Here is an 831-nt window from a genome sequence, read left to right on the forward strand (position 1 = left end):
ATCACGTATCACCAATTCAAGCGCTCAAAGCATGGCAGAAGAAAAAGCCCGAATTATTTGTTAAGCGCGTGTATAACCACACGAGTCTTGACACATAACTACTATTTATTTTGAAATGTAAAAAATGTGTAACTGTTCAGCCGCTATGCAGCAGGCATGATCGGATCGCCAATAAATGCACGGTACAGCACGTCGAGCATGCTGTGGCCTTGCTTGCGCAGGGTGTCGGTAGTTGTCAACAAAGTTGTCGCGTCACTTCATGCAGCCAGCTTCACTAATTCAGGTTCAGCTCGTTCCGGATTGAGCCAAACCTCGTCCTTCAATTTCCAGTCTCTCGTGGCGCCGGACCATCGCTCAGGGCAGCGCTGTTTGGCCGCCTCGTAGACCTGCTCCCGGTGCCGCAGGATCGCATCGGCCTGGCCACCGTGGCGCTGCGCCGGAGTGACGAATTTCAAGCCGCTGTGTTTGTGCTGGTGGTTGTACCACTGCGCAAACTGCTGGGGTCCAGGCCCGTGCTTGTTCGATGCTTTCAAACGGCTTGCGCGGGTAGTTCGGTCGGTATTTGCAGGTGCGGAACAGCGATTCCGCGAACGGATTGTCGTTGCTAACGCGCGGCCTGCTGAACGACGGCATGATGCCCAGCTTTTCCAAGGTGGCCAGCATCGTTGCTCCTTTCATCGCGCTGCCGTTGTCGGAATGCAGCACCACCTGGCGGCCGGCCAGTCCCTCGTTCAAGCTCGCCCGGCGCATCAACAGCGCCGCCAAGTCCGCCGACTCGGCGACGTGGACCTCGTGGCCGACGATCTTCCGGCTGTAAACGTCGAGCACCAA

The 831-nt window shown here is 56.7% G+C and carries 1 pseudogene; it reads right to left on the reverse strand.

From position 1 onward, the window contains the following. Window positions 1–257 precede the first annotated feature (257 nt). Window positions 258–831: pseudogene (locus tag H7U20_RS11055) on the reverse strand (transposase); the annotation flags it as partial.

The organism is Rugamonas violacea (assembly GCF_016461825.1).
In the GTDB taxonomy this organism is placed as follows: Bacteria; Pseudomonadota; Gammaproteobacteria; order Burkholderiales; family Burkholderiaceae_D; genus Rugamonas.